Source organism: Brevundimonas sp. 'scallop' (assembly GCF_011045535.1).
Classification (GTDB): Bacteria; Pseudomonadota; Alphaproteobacteria; order Caulobacterales; family Caulobacteraceae; genus Brevundimonas; species Brevundimonas vesicularis.
The window spans coordinates 1,557,514-1,583,673 of sequence record NZ_CP039382.1; the positions used below are offsets into that span (position 1 = coordinate 1,557,514).

The following is a 26,160-nucleotide window of genomic DNA, read 5'->3' on the forward strand; positions in this document are numbered from 1 at the left end:
ATGTTCGGGCGCGGGCGGGTCGAGAAATCCAGCGGGCGGTCGGGCTTTACGGTATCGTTGCTGACCGCGTCCGCGACTTTCGGCCTGTTCCTGCTGGTGGCGCTGATCGCCGTCTGGGCGGTCTATTATGCGCCGGGACCGTCCGCGCGGCAGGGGCAGACGACGGTGGTCACCCTGCCCAGCGGGTCCGGCGTCTCCGCCATCGCCGCGCGGATGAAGGCGGCGGGTGTGATCCGTTCGACAGACCTGTTCCGTGCGGCGGCGACTCTGACCGGCGCGGATCGGCGGCTTAGAGCCGGCGAATACGAGGTGCCTTCCGGCACGTCCCTGGCCGGGGTGCTGAACCTGCTGGTCGAGGGGCGGGTGGTGCGCCATTTCGTGACCCTGCCGGAGGGCTGGTCGTCGTTGCAGGCGGTGGACATCCTGAACAAGGAAGCCGTGCTGACCGGGACGGTCGCCGAGACGCCCGAGGAAGGCAGCCTGTGGCCCGACACTTATGAAGTTTCGCGCGGCGACACGCGCCAGTCGGTGATCGACCGGATGCAGCGCGCGGCGACCGAGAATCTGCGTCTGCTGTGGAGCCAAAGGTCGCCCGCGACCGTGGCGCGCACGCCGGAAGAGGCGGTGATCCTGGCCTCCATCGTGGAGAAGGAGACCGCGCTGGCGGCGGAGCGACCGCGGGTGGCGGCGGTGTTCTCGAACCGTCTGCGGGCGGGGATGCGGCTGGAGAGCGATCCGACCATCGTCTACGGCGTGACCAAGGGTCGGCCGCTGGGACGGGGCATCCGGCGCTCGGAGTTGCTGGCCCCGACGCCGTGGAACACCTACCAGATCAACGGGCTGCCGCCGACGCCGATCGCCAATCCGGGCAAGGAGGCGGTCAAGGCTGTGTTGAACCCGCCGGGAGACCCGGCCCTGTTCTTCGTGGCGGATGGCTCCGGCGGACACGCCTTCGCCCTGACCTATGAAGAGCATCTGCAAAACGTCGCGCGGTGGCGTCAGATCGAGCGCCAGAAGGCGGGCTTGCCGCCGGAAGCGACGCCGCCCGCTACGCCGGGAACGAGTGCGGCGCCGATGACGAGCGAGCCGGCCGCCACGGCGGTCGAGAACGGTCAGGCGACGATCACCCTTCCGGCCGGCGCGACGCAGGGGCCCCGATGAGCACGCTATCTGGCATGACCGGCTTCGGCCGGGCCGACGGGGCCGGCGAAGGCTGGACCTGGTCGGTCGAGGCGCGCTCGGTCAACGGCCGCAATCTGGAGGTCCGGTTTCGCGGGCCGAACGGTTTCGACGGGCTGGAGCGCGCGGCCAAGGCGGCCGGCCAGGCGCGGTTCGCGCGGGGCCAGGTCACCATCGGCGTTCAGGCCAAGCGAGCCGAAGCCGGCGAGGCGGCGGTCACGATCAACGCCGCCGTGCTGGCGCGCTATCTGACGCTGGCGAACGAACTGGCCGAGGACGGCGCAACACCGCCGTCCGCCGACGGCCTGCTGGCCCTGCGCGGCGTGATCGAGGCCCCCGAAGAGGCGGACGATCCCGAGGCGCGGGCGGCGGTCGAGGCGGCCATGACCCGCACGGTCGAAGAGGCGCTGGATGCGCTGAAGGCGTCACGCCAGAACGAGGGCGCGCAACTGACGCCGGTGCTGGACGAATTCATCGCTCGGATCGAGGCGCTGGTCGCCCAGGCGGAAGGTAAGGCGGCGGCGCAGGTCGAGGCTATCCGCGATCGCTTCACCCGTCGAATCTCCGAACTGGCGCCCGATGCGCCGGGGCTTGAGGATCGGATCTTCCTGGAAGCGGCCGCCCTTGCGACCAAGGCCGACGTGCGCGAGGAGCTGGATCGGCTGACCGCCCATGTCGCCTCGGCGCGTCAGCTTGTGGCCTCGGCGCCCGCCGGCAGGAAACTCGACTTCCTGATGCAAGAATTCATGCGTGAGGCCAACACGCTGTGCTCGAAATCCGCTACGACCGCGCTCACCGGAATCGGCCTGGAGCTCAAGGCCGTCATCGAACAGTTGCGTGAGCAGGTCCAGAATGTCGAATGAACGAAGCCCCCGCCGGGGCGTCCTCCTGATCGTCGCCAGCCCGTCGGGCGCCGGCAAGACCTCGCTGTGCCGCCGGTTGATGGCCGATCATGGCGGGCTGGAGCTGTCGGTCTCCATGACCACGCGCGGCATCCGGCCGGGCGAGGTGCATGGGCGCGACTACAACTTCGTCGGCCATGACGAGTTTCAGCGCCTGATCGACGAGGACGCCTTCCTGGAATGGGCGGACGTCCACGGCAATCGCTACGGCAGCCCGCGCGGGCCTGTGGACAAGGCGCTGGCCGAAGGGCGCGACGTCCTGTTCGACATCGACTGGCAGGGCGCGCGCGACGTGGCCGAGAAATGCCCGGAGGACGCCGTGCGCGTCTTCATCCTGCCGCCCAGCCTGGAAGAGCTGCGTCGCCGTCTCGTCACTCGCTCGCAGGATGCCGACGACGTGATCGAGCGCCGTGTGGCCAACGCCAAGGGCGAGATCGAACACTGCGACGCCTTCGACTATGTGCTGGTGAACGAGGACTTCGACCGGTCCTACGCTGAACTGGCCCACATCTATCACGCCGAGCGTTCGCGTCGGTTCAGAAACCTGTGGGTCGGCGACTACAAGGCCGCCCTTCTGAACGAAGCCGTCTGAAAAAAACAGCGCCACAGGCCGTGGGGACCTGCGGCGCTGTGGGGTACTCAACGCTACGCTACTGACGCTGTTTTGCCGCCCAGATGATTTCGGACGGTAAACGCGGCCATAGGGAATGTTCCCTAGCGGCTCGATATCGCAGGTTTACGACCTGTTCGCCCTCTTGACCTAACGTCAGGCGGTGAACGGGGGTATCATGGGCTTTCTTCATTCGATCGCGCCTCTTTTGGCCAGCAGCGCCAGGGAGAGGGTCAAGCAGGTCCCCGTCAGGCTTTTGCTGGCCGCCCTGGTCGGTTGGGCGATGACCGAAGCCGGGATGCTGCGATGGGTCCCGCTGTGGCTGGCGATCGCGATTGTGGTTCAGGCATTCGAACTGTGGGCTATGGCGCCGTTCAGACGCGCCGAAGCGTCGCAGAGCCCGCTGTCCGTGTTTGTCGCTCTGGCGTCCACCACCGTGATGGCGACGACCTATGCCGCGATGGCCCTGATGGTCTGGTCCACCAACCATCCAGCGCTGGTGACGCTCGCCGCCCTGACGATGGCGGGCGGGCTATTGACCAATATCGCGTCCGGCATCGCCTCGCGTCGGATCTTCTTCATCGGCGGCAGCCCTTATCTGGCGGCGCTGGCCTTGATGCCGGCGATCAAGGTGATCCAGGGCGATACCCGCGGGGTCGTGGTCATGACCCTGTCCGCCATCCTGTTCGTCGGCATGGTGTTGAACATCTACTGGCGGGTGCACGGATCACGCGAAGCCGAGGTGAAATCTCGGGCGGAGGCGGAAACGCGCTTGGAGCAGGCGCAGGCGGCCATGGCCGATCGTGCGGCGATGGCGGCGATCGTCAGCCACGAACTGCGCACGCCCGTCAGCGCCATCCTGGCCGGCGCCCATGTCATTCGTGATGGCAAGTCGCCGGAGCACCGCCAGGAGACGGCCGACCTGATCATCGACGCCGGACGATTGATGACCGGCATGCTGAACGATCTGCTGGACCATTCCAAGATGGAGGCCGGGGCGATGGCGATGGAAAGCCGCGACTTCGAGCTGGGCGATTTGATGCGCGATACGGTGCGGTTCTGGGCGGCGCCGGCGGCGGACAAGGGACTGACGCTGGACATGTCGGGCGTGGACAGCGAGGCGGTGTGGCTGCGCGGAGACCCCTATCGTCTGCGCCAGATCATCAACAACCTGGTGTCCAATGCGATCAAGTTCACACCGTCAGGCGTGATCCGTCTTGAGGCGTCGGCGCCGCGTGGCGACGGGAAGCACTGTCTGACCCTGACCGTCATCGACCAGGGCGCCGGCATTGCGCCAGACGCGATGAACCGGCTGTTCACCCCCTTCGCACAGGGGTCGGCCGAGGTGGCGCGCACCTATGGCGGGACGGGCTTGGGCCTGACCGTCAGTCGGGAGCTGGCGCGGTTGATGGGCGGCGACCTGACGGTCGAGAGCACGCCGGGGCAGGGCGCGGCCTTCACCCTATGTGTCGATCTGCCAGCGGGTCGGCCGACGCAGGCTTTGGACGGGCAGGAGACGGCGGCGCCCGTTCTGGCCCGGCGGCTTCGCGTCCTGGCCGTGGACGATCACGAGATCAATCGCCGCACGATCTCGCTCGTGCTTCAGCCGCTGGATGTCGATCTGACCACGGCCTCGGACGGTCATCTGGCGCTGGCGCTTCTGTCGGAGAAGGTGTTTGACGTGGTGCTGATGGATGTGAATATGCCGGGCATTGACGGCAACGAAACGACACGGCGCTTGCGCGCATCGGACGGCCCCAATGCGGCCGCCCCTGTGATCGGGTTCAGCGCGGGCACGGAGACCGAACAGGTGCAGGCCTGCTATGCGGCCGGCATGACGGACTGGTTGGCCAAGCCGCTGGAGCCGAAGAAGCTCTACGACGCCTTGCACCGGGCGACCTCGGCCGCGGCGCAGGCCAAGGCGGCCTAAGCCAAGGCTGCAAACCAGGGGCGTAGGCGGCTCAAGGCGTCTTCGATCTCCGGCGTCGAGACGGCGAAGCTGAAACGGATGAAATGGTGGCCTTCGACAGGGTCGAAGTCGACGCCGGGCGCGGTGGCGACGCCGGTGTCGCGCAGCAACTGCTCGCAGAACGCCACGCTGTCGTTCGTCAGGTGGCCGATGTCGGCCCAGATGTAGAAGGCGCCGTCGGGGGGCGCGATCTTGCGCAGACCCAGCGCGGGCAGAGCGTCTAGCATCAGCTGGCGGTTGCGGGCGTAGGTCTGGATATGGCCTTCCAGCTCATCGATCGCGTCCATGGCGACCAGACCGGCATGCTGGCTGAGGCTGGGCGGCGTCAGGAACATGTTGCCGATATAGGCGCGGGCGGCGTCGATCCGGTCCTCGGGAACCAGCAGCCAGCCGAGGCGCCAGCCCGCCATGCTCCAGTATTTTGAGAAGCTGTTGATGACCACGGCGTCGGGCGCAAACTGCAGCATCGAGGGCGTTGGGCCGACGTAGCTGAGGCCGTGGTAGATCTCGTCCGAGACGATGGCGATGTTTCGCGCGCGGCAGACCTCGGCGATGGCGGCCAGCTCGGCGTCCGGGATGATGGTGCCGGTCGGATTGGCGGGGCTGGCGATGATGACGCCGGCGGGGGCGGGATCCAGCGCCTGAAGCTGGGCGGCGGTGAGCTGGAAGCGGGTGTCGGGACCGCAGGCGATCTCCACCGGCTCGAGATGCAGGGCGCGCAGGGTGTTGCGATAGGCGACATAGCCCGGCCGGGCCAGGGCGATCCGGTCGCCGGGTTTGAACAGGGTGCTGAGCGCCAGAACCAGGGCCGGGGAGGCGCCGCAGGTCAGCAAGATGCGGTTGGGATCGACGGCGACGCCGTACCGCTCGTCGTACAGGCGCGCGATGCGGGCGCGCAGATCGGGACTTTCCCAATAGCCCATGGCGTCGGCGTCCAGCACCTGATGCGCTCGCGCGATAGCGGCGGCGGGCGCGCCGGTCGAGGGTTGGCCGAACTCCATATGGATGATCGAGCGGCCTTCGCTCTTGAGCTGATGCGCCAGGCGGCTGACGGAGATGGCGCGGAAGGGTTCGACGGTCATTGAAGAGCATCCGCCAGGCGCAGGAAGCCCGCGACGTCGATGGTTTCGGCGCGGGCGTCGGGCTCAATGCCGGCGGCCTCGCACAGGGCGGCGCCGCCCAGTTGTTTCAGGCTGGAGCGCAGCATCTTGCGGCGCTGGCCGAAGGCGGCGGCGGTGACCCGTTCCAGCTTTTTCAGGCGTTCCGGCGACGGGCGCTCATCCAGCGGAACCAGATGGACGACGGCCGAGGCCACCTTGGGCGGAGGCGTGAAGGCGGCGGCGGGCAGATGCATGACGATGCGGGCGGTGCAGACGGCCTGGGCGATGACGGCCAGACGGCCGTAGGCGTCCTCGCCTGGGCCTGCGGCGACGCGCTCTGCGACCTCCTTCTGGAACATCAAGGTCAGGCTGTGGGCCAGCCACGGGCCGGTCAGCCATTTGATCAGCAGAGGCGTTCCGACATTGTAGGGCAGGTTGGACACCAGATGGGTCGGGCCGGAGACCAGATCCGCCTCCTTCACCTTCAGCGCATCGGCTTCGACGATGGTCAGGCGACCGGAGCCGTCGTCCAATTCGGTCAGTAAGGGAATGAAGCGCGGGTCCTTTTCCACCAGGACCACGGTGCCGGCGTCGGATTCCAGCAGGGCGCGGGTCAGGCCGCCGGGGCCGGGGCCGACCTCGATCACGGCGCGGCCTTCGAACGGGCCGGCCAGACGCACGATCTTGCGCGTGACGTTCAGGTCCAGCAGGAAATGCTGGCCGAAGCTCTTCTTGGCCGAGAGGCCGTGGGCGTCGAGGGTTTCGCGGAGAGAGGGAAGGTCGGTCACACGCCCTGTTAGCGCGCGGCGCGGGCCGCCGCCATCTCCGATGCCAGGCGAATGGCGGCGATCAGGCTGTCGGGACGCGCGACGCCCTTGCCGGCGATGTCGAAGCCGGTGCCGTGGTCGGGCGAGGTGCGGATGATCGGCAGGCCCAGGGAGACGTTGACCCCGCCCCAGAAGTCCAGCGTCTTGACCGGGATCAGGGCTTGGTCGTGATACATGCAGATGGCCGCGTCATAGGTTGCGCGCGCCTCGTCATGGAACAGGGTGTCGGCCGGTCTGGGGTCGGTGATGTCGATGCCCTCGGCGCGAAGCTGTTCGGCGACGGGGATCAGGATGTCGCGTTCCTGCAGGCCCAAGGCGCCGCCTTCGCCCGCGTGGGGGTTCAGGGCCGCCATGGCCAGGCGCGGTCGGGCGATGGCGAAGTCGCATTTCAGGCTTTCGTGGACGACGCGGGCGGCGCGGGCGACGCGCTCGGCTGTGATCAGTTCCGGCACCTGGTCCAGGGCGACGTGAATGGTGACGAGGCAGGCGCGCAGGTTCTGGGCCGTCAGCATCATCACCGGCCCTCGCGTGCCGGCATAGGGCGCATCGGCCGTCAGTTCGGCGATGAACTCGGTATGGCCGGGAAAGCGAAAGCCCGAGGCGTACATCGGCGCCTTGGCGATCGGGGCGGTGATGACGCCGGACGCCTCGCCCGACAGGGCGAAGCTGACCGCCTCTTCGATGCCGTCCGCGACGGCCGAGGCATTGGCCGGATCGGGCGATCCGACCAGGACCGGCGCGGGCAGGGGGCGATGAAGGACGGGAAGGGCGGAGCCGAACAGGCCGCCGGCGTCACCGGGAGTCCCGACTTCGGCCACGGGGACGCCTTGTGCGCGCAATAGGACCGCGTCGCCGATAACGGCGAAGGCCGTCTGGTCGGCGCGCAACATTTTCCAGGCGGCGGCCACGATCTCCGGCCCGACGCCGGCGGGTTCGCCCAGCGTCAGGACCAAAGGCGCGACCGCTGGGGTCATTTGAACTCGATCAGGGCGTCGCTGCGCAGATCGCGCAGATACCGGCGCTCCAGCACGGCCAGGTTCTGGGCGCGCAGACGGTTTTCGACCTGCTGACGGTTCGGCGCTTCCGGCCCGCCGACGCGACGCCCGCAAACGGCGACCAGGTGCAGACCCAGCGGGGTGCGGATCGGCGTCGAGACCGAACCGATTTCACCGGTGCGGGCGAACTGCTGGAACTGGGGCGCCAGATTGGCGACATCCGATTCGCCAAGGTCGGCGCCCAGGACGCCCTGCGTCGCGCGGGCCTGAGAGATGATGTTGTCGCAGGTCAGGCCGTCGCGCAGGCCTTCCAGCTTGGCGGTCGCGGCCGCGACATCGGCTTCCGACGCGGTTTCGGGCAGTTCGACCATGACTTGTTTCAGCGACACCAGGCTGGTCGAGGCGCCGTCACGCTTGTCGCGCAGGTAGAGGATATAGACGCCGCCATCGACGACGATAGGATTCGACAGCTGGCCCGGCTGGAGCTGTTCCAACACTGACTGCACAGCCGGCTGGAGCGAATCCTTGACCACCCAGCCCGCATCGCCCGGCACGCGGGCGCTGGCCGAGGGGGCGGCGGAGAACTGCTGGGCGACGGCCTGGAACGGCGCGCCCTGGATGATCTGCTGCACCAACTGGCGGGCGCCGTTCAGGGCCGCCTGCGCGCCGCCGACGCGCGCGGCGTCGATGTAGATTTCCCCGAGCAGGAACTGAGGCTTGGAGGCGGCCTCGTTCAGACGACGGACTTCCTGATCGACCTGAAGGGTGCTGGCGCGGGCGCGGCTGTTGAAGCGGCCGGGGATCAGCTGGCTCCAGCCGATCTGGGTGCGCAGATTGTCGCGGAAGGCGGCGGGCTGGATGCCGCCCTGTTGCAGGAACTGCATATAGGCCTGCGGCGTCGTGCCGGCGGCGCGGGCCATTTCGGCGATCTCGCCGTCGACTTCCTCGTCCGTGACCTTGAGGCTCTCGAACTTGGCCATCTCCTGATCCTTGAGGCGATCCTCGATCAGGGCGTTCAGGGCGGCCTGCTGAATGGCGGGCAGGTTCTGCTCGGTCGGCTGGACCTGGGACGAGGCGATCAGCATCAGCATACGCTGACGCAGATCAAAGCCGGTGATGATCTTGTCATTGACCGTGGCGACGATGCCGTCGGCCATTTCAAACTGAGGGGCGGGCCGCGCCGTCGTCGGCGCCTCTTCAGCCGCAGGATTCGGCGCGCCGGCCGCAGGACCTTGCGCGGGCGTGGGGGTCTGTGCCGGAGCGGGCGCCGTCTGGGCATAGGCCGAACCGGCGAGGAGGACTGCCGCGAGCGCAGCCCCCGTCGAATAACGCATCAAACCCATTGGTCGTCCTGATTCCTCACAGCGGTCCGCCAGCCAGGCCGGCAGGCGGTCGCGCCCCGTAAAGCGGCATGCTCAACGCATATCGCCCTGTCCATAACCTGAACCTCCGAAAGTGGCGAGGTTTAGGCGCACATAGATGCCTTCCGACGGGCCGCCGGGCCGTGCGCGGGTGTTGTCGCGCCGATAACCCAGCTCGAACCGCAAGCAGTCGTCGTCGAACAGCACGCCGACTTCGGATCGCGTGATCTCGTTCTGGTCCAGATCGGCGATGCCGGCGACGGTGAAGCCCCAGTTCTGGAAGACGAACTGCTGGCCCGCCAGCTGGACGAATTCATAGTTGCGGTTCAGGGGCCCGTCGACTGGGTTCGACTGATCCAGAATGTAGCTGACGGTGGCCAGATTGCGCTGACCCCAGCGACCGTCCAGCGCCGCCTCGGCGCGGCGCACCTCGCCCGAACCATCCACCGTGGCGTGGAACCAGCTGCGTATGCGATCCGACGGCGAGAAGTCGCCCTGGACCACCCAGTCGGAGGTCTCGGACGCCAGACCCGTCGGGTCATAGAGACGCGCGGGATCGTCGGGAATCGACGTTTTGAAGTCGTCCTGCTGATCGAAGCGATAGCTGCGTCCCACGAACAGGCTGGCCTTGCGACCTTCAGCCCAGCGGATGGTGGCGCGACCGCCTGCCGTCACGCGCGCGCCGCCTTCCAGCAGATCGTAGCCGGAGAAGCGATCCATGCGGAAGAGCGACGATTCGTCCAACTCCAGAACCTGGGAGTCCTCGATGGGAATGCGGCGGTCCAGGCTGACCTTGTTGGAGACCGAGAACTGACCCACCGGCTCCAGGATGATGTCGGCGTCGGCGATGCGTTTGATCAGGGGATAGGCGACGTCCACGCCCGCGCTGAACCTGGATCGACTCACCGTCTCGTCGCTATCGACACCCATCATCGGCGGCAGGTCGGACATGGAATAGAGATCGACGCGCGTATCAACGAACGGCTCCACCCGCATGCCGACCGGCAGGATGATCGCCCGTCGCCATTCCACCTGGCCCGTGATGCGGCGGCTGTCGACGCCGGCCAGACCTGTCGTGACGGGCGGGACGATCTCCGGATTCAAGATCGGCGCACCGACGAAAGCGTCGCGGTAGAGAGAGACGGCTGAACCCTTCACGCGCAGCCGGCCGCCGAAGACCAGTTCGCGCGGCTCCCAGCGGGCATCGATCAGCGGGGCGACCAAGGGCAGGGTGTCGTCGTCCTCGAACACCTTGAAGCCGTTGGCGTCGCGGAAGTCCGTCGCGGCGAAGGCTGGGTTCAGACGCAGGCTCTGGATCGAGAACGCCGCGACCGAAACGTAAGACCGATCGGTCTGATGTTCCGCATAGATCTGGCTGATCAGACGACGGCGGTCGCCGTAATAGAGGCCGTTGTCCTGATACGGAGAGCGCACGTCGTAGCGATCGAACAGCGTCTTGTCCGAGGTGCGCTCGGCCGTGAAGCCGAACCGCCATGGGCCATCCGGATCGAACTCGCCGTGCGACAACAGATAGCTGCGGTGTTCGCGATCGCCGAACTTGACGTTGCTTTCGAAATCGCCGTCGCCGTCTCGATCGAAGTCGCCGAACTCGCGCTCGTACGTGTAGCCGCCGCGGGCCACGATCATGCCGTTGGCGAACCGTCGCCGCCATTGCAAGTTCAGCAGCGGCGCGACCCTGGTGTTGATCTGCGGGCTGATCAGCCAGTCCTCGGACGGCGATACGACGTGCAGATAGGGCACCTCGACGGAGACGCCGCGACCCTCGTCATAGTTGACGATCGGCACCAGGAAGCCCGAGGCCCGCTCCACCGAGGGATCGGGGTGGGCGAAGAAGGGCGTGTAGAAGACCGGCACCGGCCCGATATAGAAGACGGCGTTGCGATACAGGATCGCGCGCAACTGCTCGTCCTGCGTCACCTTTTCCGCCTGGATCGAGATGGTCGGCGTCTTGGGACCGCCATCGTCGCAGATCGGGCAGGGTGTGAAGCGGGCGTAGTTCAGTTCGCTGACGTTCTCGCTGCGACGCACAGCCGTTGCGGCCATCAGGCTGGCGCCGTTGGCCAGACGCGTGGCGAAATCCACGGCGACGCCGGTCTCCAGGTTTTCGTCCAGCTCGAGACGGCTGGCGTAGACCACGGTGCCGTCGGGCGCGATGGCCTCGACGCGGCCCTCGGCCGTCGCCGAACCGGCGTTCAGATCATAGGACAGGTTCTCCCCGCGCAGCACATGACCGCGCGTGCGGACATAGGCTCGGTTCTCGGGCGTGCCGCTGACGATGATGTTGTCGCCTTCGCGACGCGCATTGTCGGCATCGACATAGACCGCTTCGGGCGGCAGGCCATCGGAAGGCGCGGCGGCGGCCGGAGGGGTCGTTTGCGCCCATGCGGGCGTCGCCAAGGGCGCGCAGGCGACCAGAGCCGCACCGGCGAGAAGCCTTGCTTTGAAAGCGTCGAAGCGCCGATCACCCTGCATAGGCCATCCGTAGTCTGAGAAGCGAGCGCCCGATTAGCCGTCTTCGGTATAGAACAGCAAGGTCAAGGCTGCGAGCGCCGTAAGAACAGGCGGCAGCCAGGCGGCGACGAAGGGCGCCACGACCTCGGCCGATCCCATCGCCGACGAGAACTGGTTCAGGAAGAAGAAGGCGAAGCCCAGCACGACAGCCGCCACGCTCATGCGCGCCAGGTCGCCCAATCGCATCAGCCGCAACGAGAAGGCGGCGGCCAGGATGGACATGGCCGCGAACACCAGGGGTGTGGCCAGAAGCTGCTGGAAGCGCAGGCGATAGGCGGTCGAGGTGAAGCCCGCGTTTTCGATACGGCTGATCTGGTTGGGCAGCGACCAGAAGGGCGTGGCCTGCGGTCGCGCGAAACGATCGAACGCCTCGTCGTCCGCCAGGCTGGAGACCAGGGTCAGGCTGGAGTAGGTGACGGCGCGCTGGCCGATCTGGGCGCCGACGGCGTCGGTCAGGCGCCAGCTGCCGGCGTTCAGCGAGGCCGACTTGGCGTCGATCCGTTCGGAGAAGGTGCGACCACCGCCGGGCGCGGTCGTGTAGATGAAGAAGCTGACGTTCAGCAGTCGGGCGTTGGCGCGGTCCTGCTGGCCGGCGCGGATGATCATCTGGCGCTGATCGTCGCCCTCGCGCAGCCAGATCGCCTCCTTGGGATCGCCGCCGGGCGCCGTGCCGGAAATCCGTGCGCGCTCGCGTTGCCACAGACCGTCGCCGGCCGAGGCCATCGGACCCAAGACCGTGACGGTCAGCACACCCAGGACGAAGGCCATGCCGGCCGCCGGCAGGACGAAACGCCAGGCGGAAACGCCCGCCGCACGCATGGCGATCAGTTCGCTGCGGCGGTTCAGGCTGATGAAGGCCGACAGGGTGCCGAACAGGAAGACGAACGGCATTAATTGTACGATGACGGAGGGCGACTTCAGCAGAACCAGACCGAAGATGCGCACAGCCGATAGATCTTGGGCGGAGCCGACGCCGCGCGAGACCTCGACAAAGTCGATCAGCATGACGAGGGCCGAGATCACGGCCAGGGCCACGCCCAGCGACTTTAGCTGTTGGACCAGCACATAGCGTTCGATGCCGCCGAGACGGGGGGTATGGGGCGAACGACGGGCGGAGGCGGCGACGGCGGTCATGCGAACTTGGCCTTCAGATCGCGCAGGGCGGCGGTTGTTCGGCTGCGACGCGGCTTCAGCGCGCGGAACAGAACCCGCAGGGCGACGACGATGGCCACGATCGGTACGACGTACTGGACCACATTCATCCAGCCGTTCCATGCGCTGGCGGCGACAAGGCCATAGCCGATGACGCGCAGGACCAGGAACAGGCCCGCCGCCTTGGCGATGCGCAGCGTATAGCCGGTGCGGCTGAAAGCGCCGCCCAGGATGGCCGAGAGCGCCAGGGCCATGGCGACCATGGCATAGAGCGGCGAGGCCAGCCGCGAATGCGCCTCGGCCAGCAGTTCGCCGCGCGAGCCGGCAACCTCAAGCACCTTGGCCGTGGGGTTCAGCAACTGGCGCAGATAGAGGTCGGTCGGCTTGTAGCGAATGGTGTCGGTCACCCCGACGAAGGGCGCGAGAGAAAAATCGTATCGCCCGAACGACAGCGTCTCCAGCACTCCGCCCGACGAGTAACGCTGCGCCGAGCCGTCGATCATGGTCAGGATGGGAATGCCGCCGGCGTCGCGGCTGAAGCGCGCTTCGGACGCGTTCCAGGTCGTGACCTTGTCCTTGTCGTCCAGATAGACAAACAGGTTCTTCAACAGACCGTTCTGTTCGATCTGCTGCACATAGACGGTCAGACCGTCAGGCCCCTGAACGAACTGGCCTTCCTCGACCAAGAGAGCGGCGAGGTCGGTGCGGATGTCGAACGCCTGTCGTCGCGCCTCCTGCTGCGCCCAGGGCAGAATGAAGACGTTGACCAGCAAGGTGACCAAGGCGACCAGCACGGCAATGCGGGCGGCGGGGGATATGACCTGCCAACGGGTCATGCCCCCGGCGAAGGCCGCCGTCAGCTCCTGCTCGCGTTGCAGACGGGTCAAGGCGATCAGGGCGCCGACGAAAAGGCCGATGGGCAGAATCACCGACAGCAGTTGCGGCAGGGCGAGCAGGGTCAGCTTGACCATGATCCACACGCTCTGACCCCGCTCCACGATGACCTGGAGTTGGTCGAGGCTTTGGCTCAGAATCCCGATTCCCGCCAGCGCTGCGCACGCGGCGATCACAGGGAACAGGATCTGGCGAAAAAGGTATCTTTGAATCAGGGTCATGGGCGGATGGACTTCGCCCGGTTGCAGGCGGCGACATTGAGGCGCATCTAGTAGCACATCAGGGCGCGTCCGCGACAAGCAGACGCGCCGTTGTCATTTTGCTGTTTGCAGACGCCGGGTGGGGCCTGGCTGGAGTTGATTGAATGAAGATCGAATTCGTCGCCGCCGTGGACGCCGCCGAAATCCTGGCCGTTCCGGTTTTTGAAGATCGCAGCTTCACCGCCGCCGGGACCGCGCTGGACGGCAAGGCCAACGGCGCGCTGACCAAGGCGGCGGGGAAGGGTCGTTTCACCGGCAAGGCAGGACAGAGCCTGAGCATCGCCGCGCCGGCGGGCGTCGAGGCGGACGCCGTGCTGCTGGTGGGCGCGGGCGCAAAGGACAAGCTGGATGACCTGGCGGTCGAGGCCTTCGGCGGCAACGCCTATGCGGCGGTCAAGCTGTCGGGCGCCGAGGTGTTGACGATCGACGCTTCGGATCTGTCGCCTGAGCAGGCCGCCCGCGTCGGTTTCGCCGCGCGTCTGGCCGCCTATCGCTTCGACAAATATCGCACGACGCAAAAGGCCGACAAGATTCCGTCGATCACCACCATCCGCGTGGTCACGACCGACCTGCGGGGCGCCGAAGCCGCGCTGGAGCCGCTGTCGGCCGTCGCCGACGGCGTGATCTTCGCGCGCGACCTGGTGTCCGAACCCGCCAACGTCCTGTATCCGGCGGAGTTCGCCAAGCGGGTGAAGGCGCTAGAGAGCCTGGGCTTGGAGGTCGAAATCCTCGGCGAGGCCGAGATGGAGAAGCTGGGCATGCGCACCCTATTGGGCGTGGGCCAGGGCAGCCGTCGCGAAAGCCAGTTTGCGATCATGAAGTGGAACGGCGGCGAAGCCGGCGCTCAGCCCCTGGCCTTCGTCGGCAAGGGCGTCTGCTTCGACACCGGCGGCATCTCGATCAAGCCGGCGGACGGCATGGAAGACATGAAGTGGGACATGGGCGGCGCAGCCGCCGTGACCGGAACCATGATCGCCCTGGCCAGCCGCAAGGCCAAGGCCAACGTCATCGGCGTTCTGGGCCTGGTCGAAAACATGCCAGACGGCAACGCCCAGCGTCCGGGCGATGTGGTCGTGTCCATGTCGGGTCAGACGGTGGAGGTCATCAACACCGACGCCGAAGGTCGCCTCGTCCTGGCCGACGCCCTCTGGTACACGCAGGAGCGTTTCAAGCCGAAGTTCATGATCGACCTGGCCACCCTGACGGGCGCCATGATCGTGGCCCTTGGCCTGGATTACGCCGGCGTCTTCTCGAACTCCGACGATGTCGCCGATCCGATCCTGGCGGCGGCCAAGAAGGTCGGCGAGAACTTCTGGCGCATGCCGATCCCGGCCATCTACGAGCAGCACATCGATTCCAAGATCGCCGATGTGAAGAACACCGGCAACGGCCGCGCCGGTGGCTCGATCACCGCCGCCCTGTTCCTGCAACGCTTCACCAACGGCGTGCCGTGGGCGCACCTGGACATCGCCCCGACGGCCTGGGCCAACAAGAGCCCCAGCCCCACCGTGCCGGAAGGCGGCGTCGGCTTCGCCGTGCGGACTCTGGACCGGATGGTCGCGGATTCCTACGAAGGCTGATCGGTCGGGAGGTAGAGCCGGGTGAGCGACAAGCCCGAAATCTGGTTCTATCACCTGGAGCGTTCGTCGCTGGATCAGGTGCTGCCAACCCTGCTCGAAAAGACGATCGAGCGGGGCTGGCGCGCCATGATCAAATCGTCGCATTCGCATCGGCTGGACGAGGTCGACGAGACGCTGTGGACGTTTCGCGATGACAGCTTCCTGCCGCACGGCCGGGCCGACCAGCCTCATGCCGAGCGCCAGCCTGTGCTGTTGAGCGAGACGGGCGAGAACCTGAACGGCGCTCAGGCGCTGTTCATAGTCGACGACGCAGAACTGGGCGGGACGGAAGGGTTCGAACGATGCTTCATTATTTTCGACGGTCGCGACGAGCCGGCTTTGCAACACGCGCGGGGACGCTGGAAGGCGCTGAAGGGGCAGGGCGCGAACCTGGCCTATTGGCGTCAAACGGACGAAGGGCGCTGGGAAAAGGCGGCCTGATCGGACTGGTTCTGCTGGCTGGCTGTTCGACGCCGGTTTCTGAGGCGCCTGCGCCGCGTGCGGTCGAGCAAGCGCAGTTGAACCCACCCGTCGGCAGCCGGATGCCGACCGCCCAGACGGAGGACGTCTGCAAGGCCGGCGAGATGCAATATCTGGTGGGCAAGTCCCGGACCGAAATTCCGGTGCCGGTGGATGTCGTCAATCGGCGTGTGACCTGCACCACCTGCCCGGTGACGCAGGACTTCTCCGCCTATCGTCTGAACATCTTCTACAACGAACAGACCGGCATCATCGAACAGGTCCGCTGCGGCTGAGCCTGACGCAAGGAGACGACCATGAAGAACATCGTGAGCACCCTGTTGGCCGCCGGCGCCTTGGCCGTGTCGGCCTGCGCGCCGGTCCAGACCGCCGAGCCTGCGCCCGGATCGGACACCGCCTTCCAGGCCTGCAAGGTTTCGGACTATCAAAGTTATGTCGGCCGCAACCGTTCGACCATCCCGACCGCGCCCGCCGGCCAGACCTTCCGTGTGCTGTGCACCACCTGCGCCGCGACCATGGACTATCGCGAGAACCGGGTGAACTTCGTCTATGACGAGGCGACCAACATCGTGCGCGAAGTGAAGTGCGGCTGAGATTTACCGCCCCACCGTATCGCCCGGCCACAGCGGTCCGCTGAACTTCGCCGCCAGATAGTCCATCAAGGCCGTGACCCTGGCCGGGCGCGGTCCGCCGCTGGGCGCCACCAGATGCAGGGCGATGGGCGGCAGGCGCCAGTCGGTCATCACCGTCTCAAGATGGCCGTCAGCGACGTCCTTCCAGTAGATGAAGTCCGGCTGGGGAAAGAGCCCCAGACCCGCGCACAACGACGCCGTCAGGGCGTCGGAGTTGTTGGCGCGCAACGGCCCGCGCGGATGCACCACCACTTCTTCACCCGCCTCATTGCTGAACCGCCAGGTGTCGGGACTGGGCATGTAGGCGTAGCCGAGGCAGGCGTGACGGGCCAGATCGTCGGGATGGGTTGGGCGACCCCGCTGATCCAGATAGGACGGCGAGGCCACCAGGGCGCGGGCCACAGGCCGGAGCTTGCGCGCCGTCAGCGAGGAATCGGCCAGGGCGGCGATCCTCAGCGCGCAATCGAAGCCGCCGCCGACCAGATCGATGACTTCGTCCGACAGGTGCAGATCGACCGACACGTCGGGATGGGTGGCTAGGAACTCGGGCAGGGCCGGGGCCACATAGGCCATGCCGAACGACATGGGCGCCGCCAGTCGCACCAAACCGCGCGGCGTGACGGACATGTCCAGCGCCTCTGACACCGCGCCCTCGGCCTCGGCCAACATGTGGGCGGCGCGAGCGGCCAGGGTTCGGCCGGCATCGGTCAGGGCGAAGCGGCGCGAGGTGCGGTGAAGCAGGGTGGTCTTCAGCTGCTGTTCCAGGCGCGTCACCGCCTTGGACACGGTCGCCTTGGAAAGGCCCAGCGTCTCGGCTGCGCCGGAAAAGGATTGGCTGTCGGCGACCTTGGCGAAGATGGCCAGGGCTTCCAGATCGGGCAGGCGGGACATGGGTGGCCTCGCGTCCTGAAACGATGAGTTTCGGTTGTTTCTATTTCTGATCGGTCGCCGATCTCTATCTTGGCGTCAAGCAAAGGCGTCGGACGGTTCCGACGCGAAAGGACGAGTGCGATGATCGAGCGCAGACCATTTGAATCCCTTGGCGGCGCCAACCACGGCTGGCTGAACGCCAAACACCATTTTTCCTTCGCGAACTACTATGATCCCAAGCGGATGAGCTGGGGCAATCTTCGGGTCTGGAACGACGACGAGATCGCCGCCGGAACGGGCTTCCCGCCGCATCCGCACGCCGACATGGAGATCATCACCTATGTCCGCGATGGGGCCATCACCCATGAGGACAGTCTGGGCAACAAGGGCCGCACCGTCGCGGGCGATGTCCAGGTGATGAGCGCCGGAACCGGCATCCGTCATGCCGAATACAACGCCGAGCCGGACCTGACGCGGATCTTTCAGATCTGGATCGAGCCGACCCGGCGCGGCGATGCGCCGAGTTGGGGCACCAAACCCTTCCCCAAGGGCGAGCGGTCGGGCCAGTTCGTAGTCCTGGCCTCGGGCTTCGAAGGCGACACGGAAGCCCTGCCGATCCGCACCGATGCGCGGATCGTGGCGGCGACGCTGAAGGCGGGCGACAGCGCCGACTATCCGCTGGGCGTTGCGCGGCGGGCCTATCTGGTCCCGGCGAAGGGCGAGGTCGAGGTCAATGGCGTCCGGCTGACCGCCCGCGACGGCGCGGCCATCGCTCAGGAGGATGTCGTGACGGTCAAGGCGCTGTCCGACGCCGAGATCGTGCTGGTGGACGCCGCCTGATTTTCGGATCAAGCTTCACGGTCGGACCCGATCCGACCGTGAACAACCGCATCAAAAAGGCGAGGAAAGAGAATGTTCAATCAAGTGAATGGCTGGTCTTCCCGCGCCCTGGCGGCGCTCAGGATCGTCGCCGGTCTGTTGTTCCTGGCGCATGGCGTCATCAAGGTCTTCGGCTTCCCGGCCGGGGCCGAACCCGGTCAGCAGGAGCTGCTGTCGTTGTTCGGCATCGGCGGGGTGATCGAGCTGATCACGGGCTTGCTGCTGATCCTGGGCCTGTTCACGCGTCCGGCCGCTTTCATCGCGTCGGGCCAGATGGCTGTGGCCTATTGGATGTTCCACTTCCCAAGCAGCCCATATCCGGCGGTGAACGGCGGCGACGCGGCCATCCTGTACTGCTTCATCTTCCTGTACATCTTCACTGCCGGTCCTGGCGCGTGGAGCATCGACAATCGAACCGCAAAACGGTTCTGATCTTTAAGAATGAAAATAGCCGCCGCGCTGTCCTGCGCGGCGGCTTTTTCATGCCTGAAGGCTTGCGGCCCAGTCGGCGGCGCGCACCAGGCTATCGACGATGCCCGGTTCCGATGAGGCGTGGCCGGCGTCGCCGACGATGTCCAGATGGGCCTCGGGCCAGGCGCGATGCAGCGCCCAGGCGCCAGAAATCGGCGTCACCACGTCGAATCGGCCCTGCGCGATCCAGCACGGGATATGCCGCATCCGGTCGACATTCTTCAGTAGCCAGCCGTCCTCCTCGAAGAAGCCGGCGTTGGTGAAGAACCAGTTCTCGATCCGTGCGAATGCGACGGCGAAGTCGGGCTCAGCGAACTTGTCCGGCCGGGCGTTTGGCCCCTCGACGCTGACGGTTTCGCCCTCCCAGCTGGACCAGGCGACGGCGCATCGCTCGCGCTCGGCGACGTCATCGCCGATCAGCCGCTTGTAATAGGCGGCCATCAGGTCGCCGCGCTCGGCCTCGGGGATCGGAGCGACGAAGCGCTCCCAGGCGTCGGGGAAGATCATCGAGGCGCCGTCCTGATAGAACCAGTGCAACTCCTTCTTCGTCAGCAGGAAGATGCCGCGTAGCAGCAGCGCAATAACCCGCTCAGGATGGGTGATGGCGTAGGCCATCGACAGGGTCGAACCCCAAGACCCGCCGAACACCACCCATTTGTCGACGCCGCACAGAGCGCGCAGACGCTCGATATCGTCGATCAAAGTCCAGGTCGTGTTGTCTTCCAGCGAGGCGTGGGGCCGCGACTGACCACAGCCGCGCTGGTCGAACATGATGATGCGATAGACGGCGGGATCGAAGAAGCGGCGCATGCCCGGATTGACCGCACCGCCTGGTCCGCCGTGAAGGACCAGAACCGGCAGGCCGTGCGGATTGCCGGACTCCTCGTAATAGATTTCATGCACGCCTTCGGTCGGCATCCAACCCGAGGCATAGGCCTCGATCTCGGGGTGGAGCACACGACGCGGCTCGGCGGGCGTGGGGAAGGCCATGGATGCTTGGTCTTTCTACGAGGAAATCAGGGGCGAGAACGCAAGGCCGCAAAGGCCAGGCAGAGCCAACCGGCGATCATCAGAAGGCCGCCGATCGGGGCTACGGCGCCGAACGCCGGCACGCCGAGAAAGGCGATCGCCGCCAGGGCGAGGCAGAAGATCAGACCGCCGATCGATCCGAGCCAGCCCGCTAGCCGCGCCAGCCCGCCACCCCCTGTCCATTGAGCGCAGGCGAAGGCGAAGACGGCGTGGACGATCTGATACTGGGCGCCGGTGGTCAGCAGGGTCTTGATCTGCGGCCCGGCGCCATGCGCGGCGAAGGCGCCAAGCGCCACGGCCATGGCGCCGTTCAGGGCGGCGAAGACGATCAGGTTGCGACTCACTGTCATTCTAAAACCCTAGACCGCCAGTTCGCCGATGTCTGCGGCCCAGGAAGGTTAACCGACGCGCGGCAGCGGCGTCAGGTGGCTGGCCATGGCCGAGGCGGCGGCCTTGACGCCCTTGCGCACCGCCGCTTCGTTGGCGGGGGCGGGCGCGCGCAACAGGCCGATCGACGGCGTCAGAGGGCCGTCCGGCAAATCCGAGAGCACGCGGTAGAGAATATAGGAGCCGGCGTCTTCCTCGATGTCGGACGAGGCATCGGCCTGCAGCCCGGCGGCGTTCAGGGCGCGAACCATGTCGGCGACGGGCGCCGTGGTGCGGGCCACGCCCGGCCCGGTGCTGGACAGGCGGTGTTTGTAGTCGAGGGTGCGGTTTTCCGCGCGCATCTGGACCCGGAAGCCTGCGCCCTTTTGCGTGCGTCCGACCAGGAGGACGGCCCGGCATTCCCCACTGCCGAGACGGGCGGCCAGGGTCGAGGCCAGTTCGTCGGGATCGGCGGCGGCGATAGGCACAGCGCGGGCCCCGCTGGGGCTCCAGATTTCGCCCGACAGATCCTCGACCAAATCCCAACCGTCATCGTCGCCGTCATAGGCGCAGATGATGATGCCAGGGCGGCGATCACCACTGGGACGACTGTCGATTTGGTTCATCGTGCCAGCCATAGCCCCATCCATGACAGTTCGGTGACGTGCAAGAGGCTGTAACTTCCCGACGCCGTCAAGTCCGCAAAAGTCTTAACCCAGGTCGCCGACCGCCGCATCCAGCAACATGAAGGCGCGACCGCTGTCCGACGCCAGGCTGGACTGAACCGCTGCGCTGTCTCCAGCGCGGGCGGAAGCGTTCAGCATGACTGCGAAGTTGCGGACATAGCGTTCGGCGTCGGCGCGCAGTTCGGCGTCGCTGAGGACACGGCGAGACACGCTGCGGACAGCGGCCGGGGCGACGCGGCGGACGATCTGACGCGCGGCGTCGGGGTCGCCATTGCTGAAGGCGCGGGCGGCCTCTTCGACGCGAGAACGAGGCAGAAGGGCGTTGGGGTCGACCCCCATGCGCCGGATGGCGGCGGCGACCCGGTCGGACAGGGCTTCGGCCTCGGCAGGCGAAGGGGAGGGCGTGTCCAACTCCAGCGGGGCCTCGTTGTCGTCGTCGCCGTCGATCAGATCGCTCCAGTCCAGGCCCTTGTCCGCCGACGGCGGCGGCGTCTCTGCGGGCTCGAGCCGCAGGCGACTGCGCAGACCGAACCGGCGCTCTTCGGCGGGCGGCGAGGCGGGAGGCGTTGGGCGATCGGTCCGGCGCTCGGGACGGGGTTCGGGACGTGCCTCGATCTCTGCGGCCGGCTCGCGACGGCGCGCCGGCGTCGTATCGCCCGACACCACGCCCATCAGACGCACGGCCTCGGTCAGCATGTCGTAGTTTCGGCGCACGCGATCCTGGAAGCCGACATCCAGCGCCTCGGTATCCTCGGCCGCCTTGCGCGAGGCGGCGGAAAGGGAGGCCAGGCCTTCCTCGACCGTGGCGCGCACGGCGTCGGCGCGGGCGCGGGCTTCCTGAGGCAGGCGCGCGGCGCGTTCGTCGATGTCGGCGACGGCGGTGTCGATTTCCGACAAGGCGCTGTTGAGACGTGCGACCAGGGTTTCCAGACGGCTGACCATCCGCTCGCCGGTTTCTTCGACCAGGCCGGACGTTTCGGTGACGATGCGGCGGGCGTCGGCGATGCGGGCGTCGGCGGCGGTGTCAGCCTTCTGGGCCGCGTCGAACAAGGATTCGCCCAGGCGGTCGGTGCGCAGACGCGCCTGTTCGGCGGCGTCGGCGGCGGCGGCGCGAGAATCCTCGGCCGTGGCGCGCATCTGCTCCAGGGCGCGGCGCGTCTCTTCCATCAGGGCGTCGCGCGCCTCGGCCGCCAGGGCCTCGAAGCGGTCGAGGGCGAGCTTGGTGGCGGAATCGAAGCCGTCGGCCTCGCGTTGCGACATATCCACCAAGGCGCGGAACTGGTCGGTGGCCGCCTCGACCAGATCGCGCATGGAATCGACCGAGGTCTGGGTAGTGCGATCCAGATCGCCTGCGGCGCTGCGCGTGGCGGAAAGATGCTCGATCAGTTGAGCGCGCTGGCTTTCGACCTGGGCGGAGAAGTCCTCCTGATCGGTGCGCAGGGCGTAGGCGGCGGTGACCAGGGCGGCGCGCTGCTGGCTGAGGCCTTCCTCGACGGACTGGATCTGCTCGGCGACGCCCGAACCGGCGTTCTCAAGTCGGATGGTCTGGCGCGCCAGATCGTCGGACGCCACGCGGGCGGCGTCTTGGGCTTCGCCTGCGGCGGCGGCGAGGTCGGCGGCGCGCGCGGCGAGGGCGGCCTCGGCTTCACGAAGCTGCGCCTGAGCTAGGTCCGACGCGTCAGCGACCATGCGCGACTGACGCTCGACCGCGTCGATGACGCCAGACGCCTGCGTATCCAGATGGATGCCCAGTGTCTGCATCTGGTCGCGTTCGCGGCCCAAGTTTTCGGTGAGACGACGCGCGGTGCGGCCGGCGTTCTCGGCCGCCTCGTTCAGGCGCGTTGTCTCCTGGGCCAGTGCCTCTCGAAGCAGGGCCATGTCGTTGCGGGCGCGTTCCGCCGCCAGGGTGGCGTGATCGATGTCGGAACGCAGCGACTGAAGCACCTCGCCGGTCTGTTGGGCGGCCAGGGCGGTCGGGGCGACCAAGGCCTCGGCCAGTTGCCGGGCGCGACGCGTCTCTGCGGCCAGACCCGCGCCCTGTCGGACGGCATGGGCCAGCATGATGGCCAGGCCCGCAGGGGCAAGGGCGATCAAGGCGTAGATGGCGATTCGCAGCGGATCCAGTTCTGCCCCGCCGGCGCCGAACTCGTAAGCGGCCCAGGAGGCGACGCCGCCGATCCACAGAGCTGAGGCGACGCCCGCAATCACATAGGCGTGGCGCCCTGACGGCTCGCCCTGGGCCTTGGCTTGAACGGTTTTCACAGCTGGCGGTTTGGACAGCTCGAACGGCGCGGGCGGCTGACCGGCGGTGACGGCCATATCGACAGGAGCCTCTGGCGTCGGTTTCGCATTGACGGGGGCGGCGCCGCGTTCGGCGGCAAAGGCACGTTCCTCGGCCTGGCGCTGCTCTTCCAGCAGGCGACGGCGGCGGCGCTCCGACATCGGCGGCTCGAACGTCGGCTGCACGATCTCGAAATCGGGCTCGGGGATCGGGTCGAGCGAATGCGTCGCCTCCTCTACCGGCATTTCGTCCGAGGTCGACAGATCGACCGGCGCGACGGCCTCGTCGTCGGTCAGCTTCAGCGGCGGCCGTTTGGGAGACTTCATAAGCTCAAAAACTCGATCTCTACGCGGGCGTCCGACAGCGCCAATAAAACCCTAGAGCATGATCGATGCGGACGAAACCGACTCAAGCCCGCAACCTGTCAATGAACCGCGTCATGCAGCGCAAAGCGCCGGAGGGTTCAGCAGTCGCGCTTGGATTCGGACAGCAGCGTGGCGTTGGAACCGGTGTCGCGACACTCCACCACACGGCGCACTTCGCGGTCGCCGTGGTTGGGGTTGTGGGTGTCGACGCCGAACTGCGTCAGGACGGCGGCGGCCAGCAGGGCGATGAAGCCAGCGATCAGTTCGACAAGCGCCTGCATTCTACCCTCCCTCGCAGCCTGTATAGCTACGCTCCTTATGCGCCAAATCGGCGAACGTCACAATCCCGCCCTGAAAGATTGACCGAAGGACACGCGCGTGGAACGGAGGATGCAGGCGCTTCGACACCATGTCACGCGAATCAGACAGATAGGTCGCATGACTTTAGCCGGCGACAGTTACGAAGGCAGTCTGCTGGAGCCGGGGGCTGCCCTGTGGACGTCCGCCGTCGCGCACCGTTTTTCCGTGCTGATGGAAAACGAGGCCTATTTCGACGCCCTCTCGTCTGCGATTCACAAGGCTCAACGCTCCATCGTGCTGCTGGGATGGCAGTTCGATCCACGCACCCATCTGGATCCGGAGACGCGGCCCGGCGACAAATCGGCGGAAATTGGTCGCCAGCTGCGAATGCTGGTCAAGAAGAAGCCGGACCTGGATGTGCGACTGCTCATCTGGAAATCGCCGCTGCTGATCGCCGCGTCGCAAGGCTTCTATCCGCACAAGGCGCAGCGCTGGTTCCGTAAGCGGATGGTGGAGTTCCGGCTTGATTCCCCCGGTCCTATCGGTGCCTGTCATCACCAGAAGGTGGTGGTCATCGACGACAAGGTGGCCTTCTGCGGCGGCGGCGACATCTCGACCGATCGCTGGGATTCCGACGAACACCTGGATGGCGACCCGCGCCGCGCCCTGCCCAGCGGCCTGATCTGCAAGGCGCGTCACGAGGTGATGAGCGTGATGGACGGCCCTGCGGCGCGTGCGTTGGGCGATCTGGCGCGCGAGCGCTGGTTCAAGGCGACGTGGGAGCGCACCATCGCGGACGAGGTCGAGGACGATCCCTGGCCTGACGGCGTGCCGGTGCAGATGACCGACGTGCCCGTCGGCATCGCCCGCACAGAGCCGAAATGGTCGGGGCGTCAGGAGGTGCGCGAGAGCGAAGCCTTGCACTTGGAATCAATCCGGCGCGCCAAGCGGCTGATCTATATCGAAAACCAGTATTTCACCTCGCCGGTCATCGCCGCCGCATTAGCCGAACGACTGGCCGAAGTGGATGGACCGCAGGTCATCGTCATCTCGACCGCCAAGAGCCCGAGTTGGTTCGACAGCATGACCATGGACACGGCGCGGGCCGAGGTGCTGCACCGGCTGGAGCAGGCGGACAAATACAACCGCTTCTTCGCCTTCGCCCCGCTGACCGCCGACGGCGACCGGATCATCGTCCACGCCAAGGTGACGATTATCGATGATCGGCTTCTGCGGATCGGGTCCACCAATCTGAACAACCGGTCGATGGGCCTGGATACAGAATGCGACATCGCCGCTGAGCCTGTCGACGCCGCCGGTCGGGCCTTTATCACGGCGCACCGTCACCGGACGATCGCCCATTGGCTGGGCGTCGCGACGGAAGACTATGCGGCGGTCGAGGGCGTCTTCGGCTCGGTGGGGCAGGCGATCTGCAACTTTGAAACCGATCGGCTGAAGCCGCTGGGCTCAGAGCCGCCGACGCGTATCCAGCGGATGTTTGCGGAATGGCAGCTGGGCGACCCGACGTCGTCCAGCGACGCCTGGCGGCCGTGGAAGCGTCTGAACCGTTCGCAACGCACGCGACCAGCGTCCGAGGGCGGTCACGCGCCGGGTTGAACGACCTCGAAATCGACGATCAGCGGCAGGTGGTCCGATGCGACCCGGGCCAGGGGCGAGAAGGCGGATCGCACCGCGCGGATGCGGATATGCGGGCTGACGAAACAGTGGTCGATGCGAATGGCGGGGAAGGCCGATGGGAAGGTCTTTACGCTGGGTTTCTGGCTCAACTGACGCTGGCAGTCCTGCAGGCTGCGGCATAGGGTCTGATAGGGGCGGGTGATCGAAGTGGCGTTGAAATCGCCGGCCAGCAGGATCGGTCCCTCGCATCCACCGACCCAGCCGGATCCGGCCAAGGCTGCGGCCTGAAGACGCTGCTCGCGTGGCACCAGGCCCAAGTGGGTGTTCATGACGTTGACGCCCGTGCCGTCGATCTCGATTTCCGACCAGATCGCCCCGCGCGGTTCCAGCCCCGGAATGCCGCTCACGGTCGGCAGGGCGCCTGCGCGGATCAGCCGTTCGGGATGCGGGGTCAGGATGGCGTCGCCGTACTGTTCCGCCTCGACCCGCATCGCTGGATGGAAACGCGAGGTCATGGCCAGACCGTCGGCGATCGCCTCGGCCTGATCGACCCCGCCCGTGCGTGCGCGGCCCACGTCCAGTTCCTGCAGGCAGACGATGTCCGGCTCGAACTCGGCGATGACTGCGACGATCCGGCCGACATCCAGACGGCGATCCGTGCCGACGCAGCGGTGAACATTGTAGGTAAGAAGGCGAGGCATGAGCTGGCGGCTGTTTGAACTTTGACCGTGGGCTAGGCCTTCTGGCCCGCGAATGCGACCCC

At 66.9% G+C, this 26,160-nt stretch carries 25 protein-coding genes; 11 read left to right on the top strand and 14 right to left on the bottom strand.

The window, feature by feature from the left end:
* The 4 genes from mltG (at position 1) to E4341_RS07755 (ending at position 4,621) form a co-directional block, all read left to right on the top strand.
* Positions 1 to 1,161, top strand: coding sequence for an endolytic transglycosylase MltG (mltG, locus tag E4341_RS07740; protein ID WP_165116386.1), 1,161 nt, complete (start codon positions 1 to 3; stop codon positions 1,159 to 1,161).
* Positions 1,158 to 2,042 (top strand): YicC/YloC family endoribonuclease, encoded by an 885-nt coding sequence (locus tag E4341_RS07745; RefSeq protein ID WP_165116388.1) that lies wholly within the window; start codon positions 1,158 to 1,160, stop codon positions 2,040 to 2,042. The genes mltG and E4341_RS07745 overlap by 4 nt, the downstream gene beginning before the upstream one ends.
* The gene (gene gmk, locus E4341_RS07750) at positions 2,032 to 2,673 is read left to right on the top strand and encodes a guanylate kinase (protein ID WP_039247959.1); all 642 of its coding nucleotides are present in this window, start codon (positions 2,032 to 2,034) and stop codon (positions 2,671 to 2,673) included. Before E4341_RS07745 ends, gmk begins: the two co-directional genes overlap by 11 nt.
* A gap of 274 nt (positions 2,674 to 2,947) precedes the next feature.
* The gene (locus E4341_RS07755) at positions 2,948 to 4,621 is read left to right on the top strand and encodes an ATP-binding protein (protein WP_240893499.1); all 1,674 of its coding nucleotides are present in this window, start codon (positions 2,948 to 2,950) and stop codon (positions 4,619 to 4,621) included.
* Here E4341_RS07755 and E4341_RS07760 read toward each other — a convergent pair.
* From E4341_RS07760 to E4341_RS07790, 7 genes are all read right to left on the bottom strand, one after another.
* The gene (locus E4341_RS07760) at positions 4,618 to 5,742 is read right to left on the bottom strand and encodes a pyridoxal phosphate-dependent aminotransferase (RefSeq protein ID WP_165116392.1); all 1,125 of its coding nucleotides are present in this window, start codon (positions 5,740 to 5,742) and stop codon (positions 4,618 to 4,620) included. The genes E4341_RS07755 and E4341_RS07760 overlap by 4 nt on opposite strands.
* Positions 5,739 to 6,548, bottom strand: a complete 810-nt coding sequence (rsmA, locus tag E4341_RS07765; RefSeq protein ID WP_165116394.1) for a 16S rRNA (adenine(1518)-N(6)/adenine(1519)-N(6))-dimethyltransferase RsmA — start codon at positions 6,546 to 6,548, stop codon at positions 5,739 to 5,741. The genes E4341_RS07760 and rsmA overlap by 4 nt, the downstream gene beginning before the upstream one ends.
* Before the next feature lie 8 nt (positions 6,549 to 6,556).
* Positions 6,557 to 7,561 (bottom strand): 4-hydroxythreonine-4-phosphate dehydrogenase PdxA, encoded by a 1,005-nt coding sequence (gene pdxA / locus E4341_RS07770; RefSeq protein ID WP_165116396.1) that lies wholly within the window; start codon positions 7,559 to 7,561, stop codon positions 6,557 to 6,559.
* Complete coding sequence (locus tag E4341_RS07775; RefSeq protein WP_240893500.1) at positions 7,558 to 8,925, bottom strand: peptidylprolyl isomerase; 1,368 nt, start codon at positions 8,923 to 8,925, stop codon at positions 7,558 to 7,560. Before E4341_RS07775 ends, pdxA begins: the two co-directional genes overlap by 4 nt.
* A gap of 72 nt (positions 8,926 to 8,997) precedes the next feature.
* Positions 8,998 to 11,436, bottom strand: a complete 2,439-nt coding sequence (locus E4341_RS07780; RefSeq protein WP_055808668.1) for an LPS-assembly protein LptD — start codon at positions 11,434 to 11,436, stop codon at positions 8,998 to 9,000.
* Positions 11,437 to 11,469: 33 nt separating this feature from the next.
* A complete protein-coding gene (lptG, locus tag E4341_RS07785) occupies positions 11,470 to 12,609 on the bottom strand; it encodes an LPS export ABC transporter permease LptG (protein ID WP_165116398.1) in 1,140 nt (379 codons plus the stop codon).
* Positions 12,606 to 13,742 carry an LptF/LptG family permease gene (locus E4341_RS07790; protein WP_165116400.1) on the bottom strand — a complete coding sequence of 379 codons (1,137 nt, stop codon included), beginning with the start codon at positions 13,740 to 13,742 and terminating at the stop codon, positions 12,606 to 12,608. The genes lptG and E4341_RS07790 overlap by 4 nt, the downstream gene beginning before the upstream one ends.
* Positions 13,743 to 13,885: 143 nt before the next feature.
* On the opposite strand from E4341_RS07790, the gene E4341_RS07795 reads away from it, so the two are divergent.
* The 4 genes from E4341_RS07795 (at position 13,886) to E4341_RS07810 (ending at position 16,473) form a co-directional block, all read left to right on the top strand.
* Positions 13,886 to 15,361, top strand: a complete 1,476-nt coding sequence (locus E4341_RS07795; protein ID WP_165116402.1) for a leucyl aminopeptidase — start codon at positions 13,886 to 13,888, stop codon at positions 15,359 to 15,361.
* Between the two features lie 21 nt (positions 15,362 to 15,382).
* Positions 15,383 to 15,841: a DNA polymerase III subunit chi gene (locus E4341_RS07800; protein ID WP_055755192.1), complete on the top strand. Its 459-nt coding sequence runs from the start codon at positions 15,383 to 15,385 to the stop codon at positions 15,839 to 15,841.
* Between the two features lie 77 nt (positions 15,842 to 15,918).
* Entirely contained in the window at positions 15,919 to 16,155 is a 237-nt protein-coding gene (locus E4341_RS07805) for a DUF1996 domain-containing protein (RefSeq protein ID WP_240893501.1), read from the top strand.
* A 21-nt stretch (positions 16,156 to 16,176) separates the two neighbouring features.
* Complete coding sequence (locus tag E4341_RS07810; protein WP_165116404.1) at positions 16,177 to 16,473, top strand: hemolysin; 297 nt, start codon at positions 16,177 to 16,179, stop codon at positions 16,471 to 16,473.
* A 3-nt stretch (positions 16,474 to 16,476) separates the two neighbouring features.
* Here the strand turns inward: E4341_RS07810 and E4341_RS07815 are convergent, their stop codons facing one another.
* A complete protein-coding gene (locus E4341_RS07815; protein ID WP_165116406.1) occupies positions 16,477 to 17,403 on the bottom strand; it encodes a LysR family transcriptional regulator in 927 nt (308 codons plus the stop codon).
* Between the two features lie 120 nt (positions 17,404 to 17,523).
* On the opposite strand from E4341_RS07815, the gene E4341_RS07820 reads away from it, so the two are divergent.
* Together E4341_RS07820 and E4341_RS07825 are read left to right on the top strand one after the other, a co-directional pair.
* Complete coding sequence (locus tag E4341_RS07820; RefSeq protein ID WP_165116408.1) at positions 17,524 to 18,222, top strand: pirin family protein; 699 nt, start codon at positions 17,524 to 17,526, stop codon at positions 18,220 to 18,222.
* A 72-nt stretch (positions 18,223 to 18,294) separates the two neighbouring features.
* Positions 18,295 to 18,693 carry a DoxX family protein gene (locus tag E4341_RS07825; RefSeq protein ID WP_055755196.1) on the top strand — a complete coding sequence of 133 codons (399 nt, stop codon included), beginning with the start codon at positions 18,295 to 18,297 and terminating at the stop codon, positions 18,691 to 18,693.
* A 48-nt stretch (positions 18,694 to 18,741) separates the two neighbouring features.
* On the opposite strand, the gene pip is transcribed toward E4341_RS07825, so the two are convergent.
* The 5 genes from pip to E4341_RS07850 form a co-directional block, all read right to left on the bottom strand.
* Positions 18,742 to 19,722 carry a prolyl aminopeptidase gene (pip, locus tag E4341_RS07830; protein WP_165116410.1) on the bottom strand — a complete coding sequence of 327 codons (981 nt, stop codon included), beginning with the start codon at positions 19,720 to 19,722 and terminating at the stop codon, positions 18,742 to 18,744.
* Positions 19,723 to 19,748: 26 nt separating this feature from the next.
* A complete protein-coding gene (locus E4341_RS07835) occupies positions 19,749 to 20,111 on the bottom strand; it encodes a DUF423 domain-containing protein (RefSeq protein WP_165116412.1) in 363 nt (120 codons plus the stop codon).
* Between the two features lie 48 nt (positions 20,112 to 20,159).
* Entirely contained in the window at positions 20,160 to 20,765 is a 606-nt protein-coding gene (locus tag E4341_RS07840) for a hypothetical protein (protein WP_165116414.1), read from the bottom strand.
* A 72-nt stretch (positions 20,766 to 20,837) separates the two neighbouring features.
* Positions 20,838 to 23,420 (bottom strand): tipN, encoded by a 2,583-nt coding sequence (locus E4341_RS07845; protein WP_165116415.1) that lies wholly within the window; start codon positions 23,418 to 23,420, stop codon positions 20,838 to 20,840.
* Positions 23,421 to 23,557: 137 nt separating this feature from the next.
* Complete coding sequence (locus tag E4341_RS07850; RefSeq protein ID WP_039247996.1) at positions 23,558 to 23,740, bottom strand: hypothetical protein; 183 nt, start codon at positions 23,738 to 23,740, stop codon at positions 23,558 to 23,560.
* A gap of 157 nt (positions 23,741 to 23,897) precedes the next feature.
* Between E4341_RS07850 and E4341_RS07855 the strand changes: the two genes are divergently transcribed.
* A complete protein-coding gene (locus tag E4341_RS07855; protein WP_165116416.1) occupies positions 23,898 to 25,376 on the top strand; it encodes a phospholipase D-like domain-containing protein in 1,479 nt (492 codons plus the stop codon).
* Here E4341_RS07855 and E4341_RS07860 read toward each other — a convergent pair.
* Positions 25,361 to 26,098, bottom strand: a complete 738-nt coding sequence (locus E4341_RS07860) for an endonuclease/exonuclease/phosphatase family protein (protein ID WP_165116417.1) — start codon at positions 26,096 to 26,098, stop codon at positions 25,361 to 25,363. The two genes, E4341_RS07855 and E4341_RS07860, sit on opposite strands and share 16 nt — an antisense overlap.
* Positions 26,099 to 26,160: the final 62 nt, after the last annotated feature.

Excerpts from the sequence above, each read along its gene's own strand:
- mltG (WP_165116386.1), top strand. The coding sequence starts at position 1 with ATGTTCGGGCGCGGGCGGGTCGAGAAATCCAGCGGGCGGTCGGGCTTT.
- E4341_RS07745 (WP_165116388.1), top strand. The coding sequence starts at position 1,158 with ATGAGCACGCTATCTGGCATGACCGGCTTCGGCCGGGCCGACGGGGCC.
- gmk (WP_039247959.1), top strand. The coding sequence starts at position 2,032 with ATGTCGAATGAACGAAGCCCCCGCCGGGGCGTCCTCCTGATCGTCGCC.
- E4341_RS07760 (WP_165116392.1), bottom strand. The coding sequence starts at position 5,742 with ATGACCGTCGAACCCTTCCGCGCCATCTCCGTCAGCCGCCTGGCGCAT.
- pdxA (WP_165116396.1), bottom strand. The coding sequence starts at position 7,561 with ATGACCCCAGCGGTCGCGCCTTTGGTCCTGACGCTGGGCGAACCCGCC.
- E4341_RS07775 (WP_240893500.1), bottom strand. The coding sequence starts at position 8,925 with ATGGGTTTGATGCGTTATTCGACGGGGGCTGCGCTCGCGGCAGTCCTC.
- E4341_RS07780 (WP_055808668.1), bottom strand. The coding sequence starts at position 11,436 with ATGCAGGGTGATCGGCGCTTCGACGCTTTCAAAGCAAGGCTTCTCGCC.
- lptG (WP_165116398.1), bottom strand. The coding sequence starts at position 12,609 with ATGACCGCCGTCGCCGCCTCCGCCCGTCGTTCGCCCCATACCCCCCGT.
- E4341_RS07790 (WP_165116400.1), bottom strand. The coding sequence starts at position 13,742 with ATGACCCTGATTCAAAGATACCTTTTTCGCCAGATCCTGTTCCCTGTG.
- E4341_RS07795 (WP_165116402.1), top strand. The coding sequence starts at position 13,886 with ATGAAGATCGAATTCGTCGCCGCCGTGGACGCCGCCGAAATCCTGGCC.
- E4341_RS07810 (WP_165116404.1), top strand. The coding sequence starts at position 16,177 with ATGAAGAACATCGTGAGCACCCTGTTGGCCGCCGGCGCCTTGGCCGTG.
- E4341_RS07815 (WP_165116406.1), bottom strand. The coding sequence starts at position 17,403 with ATGTCCCGCCTGCCCGATCTGGAAGCCCTGGCCATCTTCGCCAAGGTC.
- E4341_RS07820 (WP_165116408.1), top strand. The coding sequence starts at position 17,524 with ATGATCGAGCGCAGACCATTTGAATCCCTTGGCGGCGCCAACCACGGC.
- E4341_RS07825 (WP_055755196.1), top strand. The coding sequence starts at position 18,295 with ATGTTCAATCAAGTGAATGGCTGGTCTTCCCGCGCCCTGGCGGCGCTC.
- pip (WP_165116410.1), bottom strand. The coding sequence starts at position 19,722 with ATGGCCTTCCCCACGCCCGCCGAGCCGCGTCGTGTGCTCCACCCCGAG.
- E4341_RS07835 (WP_165116412.1), bottom strand. The coding sequence starts at position 20,111 with ATGACAGTGAGTCGCAACCTGATCGTCTTCGCCGCCCTGAACGGCGCC.
- E4341_RS07840 (WP_165116414.1), bottom strand. The coding sequence starts at position 20,765 with ATGGCTGGCACGATGAACCAAATCGACAGTCGTCCCAGTGGTGATCGC.
- E4341_RS07845 (WP_165116415.1), bottom strand. The coding sequence starts at position 23,420 with ATGAAGTCTCCCAAACGGCCGCCGCTGAAGCTGACCGACGACGAGGCC.
- E4341_RS07850 (WP_039247996.1), bottom strand. The coding sequence starts at position 23,740 with ATGCAGGCGCTTGTCGAACTGATCGCTGGCTTCATCGCCCTGCTGGCC.
- E4341_RS07855 (WP_165116416.1), top strand. The coding sequence starts at position 23,898 with ATGACTTTAGCCGGCGACAGTTACGAAGGCAGTCTGCTGGAGCCGGGG.
- E4341_RS07860 (WP_165116417.1), bottom strand. The coding sequence starts at position 26,098 with ATGCCTCGCCTTCTTACCTACAATGTTCACCGCTGCGTCGGCACGGAT.